We start from the raw sequence: 4,010 nt of genomic DNA, 5'->3' as shown, positions 1-4,010 counted from the left end.
GCCCGCGCGGCCTCCGCGCCCACGGCGTCGTCCGCGGATCCGCCCGGGTGCGCGGCGGCCGCCACGAGCCCGTTGGCGTGCCGCAGCACGAGCGGCGACAGGGCGGCGTCGGCGTCGATCGGCCCGTCGCCCGTGAGCGTGAGCACGCACGTCTCGCCGGGCAGGAGGCTGACGAGCCCCCGGTCGACCGCGGCGGACGGGTGCGCGCGGTCCGCCAGCACGGTGAGGTCGCGCACGTAGGAGGTCGCGGTGACGGTGATCCGGCAGCCGGTCGCGGTCTCCTCGACCGCGGCGACGAGCGGGTCGGCGTCGAGCGCCTGGTCGACGACCTCGGCGAGGTCGAGGATCGCCCGGTCGAGGCCGGACGCGGCGGTCGCCACCAGGATCTCGCGTGCGGCGTCGCCCGCCGCGGCGAGGTCGGCCGGCACCGGGAAGGATGCCGATCCGCGGGCCGGCACCTCGACGCGCACGGTGGCGCTCGCCCGCACGTCGCCGTCGACGTCGACGCGCGCGATCTCCACGTCGGTCGCGAGCGCCTCGGCCGTGTCGTTGAGCACGACGAGCGCGAGGCCGCCGTCCCGCGGCTGGAACGTGGCGAGCCGCGGCCGGTACGCGTCCCGCAGGGCGTGCCAGAGGGGCTTCCGGCGCTCCGAGAAGTCGACGGCCGCCCAGGAGACCACGGGCCAGTCGTCGTTCAGCTGCCAGACGACCGTGCCCGTGTTGTACGGCGCGAGCGAGCGGAAGTGCTCGATGCCGAAGCGGATCGCGTGGGCCTGGTTGAGCTGCGTGGCGAAGTGCCAGTCGTCGATGCCCGCGGGCGCGGGCAGGTGGCCCTGCATGCCGCGCTCGAGCTTGAGGTTCCCCTCGTGGGCCTTCTGGTGCACGAGCATCTCGTGGCCGTACGGGTCCAGCGGCTCGTCGTGCACGGTGCTCATGAGGGTCGTCCAGGCGGCGGGCCCCTGGAAGCCGAACTCCGCGACGAAGCGCGGGTTCCACTCGCGGTAGGCGGTGTAGTCCTTGGTGTTCCAGACGTCCCAGATGTGGACGGTGCCGTCGGTGTCGACGTTGGGGTGGAGGTAGTCGTCGAACGAGTAGGGGCTGCCGGGCGTGTAGACGCGGCTCGGGTCGAGCTCCGCGAGGATCGCCGGGAACAGCTCCCGGTAGTACCCGTTCCCCCACGTGCGGCCCGCGAGCCGCGGGCGCCAGCCCCACTCGGCGAACGCGACGATGTTCTCGTTGTTGCCGTTCCAGACCACGAGCGACGCGTGCGGCGACAGCCGCGTGACGGCCTCGCGCACCTCCGCGCGCACCTCGGCGGCCAGCCACTCCTCCTCCGCGTACGCGGCGCAGGCGAACAGGAGGTCCTGCCAGACCAGCACGCCGCGCTCGTCGCACAGCTGGTAGAAGTCCTCGGACTCGTAGATCCCGCCGCCCCAGACGCGCAGCAGGTTCATGTTCGCGTCGAGCGCGTCGTCGATGCGGCGGCCGTAGCGCTCGCGCGTCATCTCCGTGAGGAAGGCGTGGTCGGGGATCCAGTTGGCGCCGCGGATCATCACGAGCTCGCCGTTCACGCGCAGCTCGAAGCGGTTGCCGTGCTCGTCGGGCGTGGTGTCGAGGGAGACCGTGCGGAAGCCGACGCGGGTGCGGCGGACGTCGCCCGCGACCTCGACCTCGACGTCGTGCAGCGGCTGCGCGCCGTGCCCGACGGGCCACCAGAGCGCGGCGTCGGGGACGGCCACGACGACGCTGCCGGAGGCGAGCACGTCCGAGGTGGCCGCCGCGAGCTCGCGGCCGTCGCGGGAGACGCGCACGGTGACGGGCACCGAGGCGCGCGCGCCCGACTGCTCGATCTCGACCGCGGTCGTGAGGATCCCGGTACCGCCGGAGACGTCGACGAGCGGGCGCACCGCGGCGATGCGGGCGCCCGACCAGGAGTGGATGCCGATGGAGCGCCAGATGCCGCTCGTCGCGACGTCGATGCCCCAGTCCCAGCCGAAGTTCGACGCGTTCTTGCGCAGCGCGTTGTAGGGGTGGTGGTTCACGTGCGGCAGCGCGCCGCCGTGCTCCGCCGAGAGGCGCTCGGCAGCCTCCACGGGCGCGTCGAACACGACCTCGATGCGGTTCTCGCCGGCGACCAGGAGGTGCCCGACGCTGAAGCGGTAGGAGCGGTGCTGGTTCCGGGTCTGCGCGACCACCGTGCCGTTGAGCACCACGGTCGCGAGCGTGTCGAGCCCGTCGGCGACGAGGTCGTGCCGCTCCGAGCCGTCGTCCCGCCAGTCGAAGGTGCGCGCGTAGCGCCAGACGGTGCTGCCGATCCACTGCTGCGCGGCCTCGGCGTCGCCGTCGAAGGGATCCGTGATGAGGTCGGCGGCCAGCAGGTCGGTGTGCGCGCATCCGGGCACGGTGGCGGGGACGTCGCGGCCGAGGATGCCCTCGGGCGCGGCTCCGGAGACGGCGGTGAGGGTCCAGGGGCCGTCGAGGCTCAGGTGGGGCATGGGGTCCTTCCAGGGTCAGCGCGGCACTGCGCTCCGCCTGCCGGATGACCCGGTCCCAGGCGACCGACCTAGTTTCGTTCCCGACTTAAGTAATGTCAACCGGCACGGCGGCGCGGCCGCGGACGCGACCTCGGCCACTACCCCGGACGCGGTACGGCGTCAGCCCCGCGCGGGCGTCACGAGGCCGAGCGTGCGCGGCGAGAGCTCCTGCTGCAGCACGAGCGCGGCGCCGCCGACCGCCGCGGCGTCCGCCACGTGCGCCGACAGCTGCACGCGCACGCGGTGCCGCGACCGGGCGAAGAAGCCCGCGTCGAGCCGCCGCTCCACCACCTGCAGGTACAGGCTGCCCGCGGTCTCGAACGACGGGCCGGCGAGCGACAGCGAGTCGAGGTCGAGCAGGTTCGCGAGCGCGATCGCGGCGTCCGCCAGGTGCTCCGCCGACTCCGTGACGAGGTCCACGGCGAGCGCGTCGCCCTTCACGGCCGCGGCCGCGACGGCGGCGAAGTCGGCGAAGGGATCCGCGTCGGCGCTGAGCGCGAAGCCGGCCTCCCGGCCCTGGTCGACAGCCTGCCGGGCACGCGCCGCCACCGCCGCCGGGCCCGCCAGCTCCTCCGTCGACGGCCCGCGCGGCGCCTCCCCGCGGTGCATGCGCATCTGGCCGAGCTCGCCCGCGTTCGAGCTGGACCCGCGGAAGACCGTGCCGCCGAGCACGATGCCCGCGCCGACGCCCGCGCCCATGTAGATCGTGGAGTGCGCCACCGCGTCGGCGACGTCGCCGCCCCAGAAGTCGCCGATCGCCGCGGCTGTCGCGTCGTTGTCGAGGAGCACCGGCAGCCCGGTCGCGTCGGCGAGGGCGCCGCGCACCGGGTAGCCGCTCCAGCCGGGGAGGGTGGGGGCGTCGAGCACGCTGCCGGCGGCGAGGTCGAGGGGGCCGGGCGCGACCAGGCCGATGCCCGCGACGCGCGTCGGATCCAGCCCCAGCGCGGGCAGGAGCACGCCGATGCGCCGCCCGATGGCGGCGGTCACGTCGTCCGGCGGCGCGTCCCGGGCGCCGCGCGTGCGGGTCCGGCCGACGATCGACCCGTTCACGTCGGTGACGACGTAGGTGATCGAGTCAGCACCCAGCTGCACCCCCACGGCGAAGCGCGCGGTGGGGTTGATCTGCAGCATGACGCGCGGCTTGCCGCCCGTGTACTCGCGCTCGCCGGTCTCCGCGACGATGCCGTCGGCGAGGAGCGCGCGGACGATCTTGGAGATGGTGGCCTGCGTCAGCCCGGTCAGCTCGGCGATCTGCACGCGGCTGATGGGCCCGCGGCTGCGGACCAGGTCGAGGACGAGGCCCCTGCTGGTCGCCGTGGTCAGCGTCACCCGTGGATTGACCACCCGACCCCGCTCTCGTCCCTGCGATCCTAGGGCTCCCCGGCTGTCCGTACGCGTGCGGGCCGCCGGGGCCTCCCGGCCGATGGGCGATACTGCATCCATGCCCGCCCCCGCGCACCCCGCCGCGCTCGCGGC

2 protein-coding genes are annotated in these 4,010 nt (G+C 74.6%); both read right to left on the bottom strand.

What is annotated here, in order from left to right; all coding sequences use genetic code 11:
* Positions 1 to 2,495, bottom strand: a 2,495-nt coding sequence (locus Q6969_RS13820; RefSeq protein ID WP_317230958.1) for a glycosyl hydrolase 2 galactose-binding domain-containing protein, incomplete at its 3' end; no start/stop codon positions are given.
* Positions 2,496 to 2,654: 159 nt separating this feature from the next.
* Complete coding sequence (locus Q6969_RS13815) at positions 2,655 to 3,863, bottom strand: ROK family transcriptional regulator (protein WP_317230957.1); 1,209 nt, start codon at positions 3,861 to 3,863, stop codon at positions 2,655 to 2,657.
* Positions 3,864 to 4,010 lie beyond the last annotated feature (147 nt).

Origin of the sequence: Clavibacter sp. MX14-G9D (genome assembly GCF_032917815.1) — a bacterium.
Classification (GTDB): Bacteria; Actinomycetota; Actinomycetes; order Actinomycetales; family Microbacteriaceae; genus Clavibacter; species Clavibacter michiganensis_K.
Note: the sequence above shows the minus strand (reverse complement) of the source record. Positions and strands in the feature narration are given on the sequence as shown.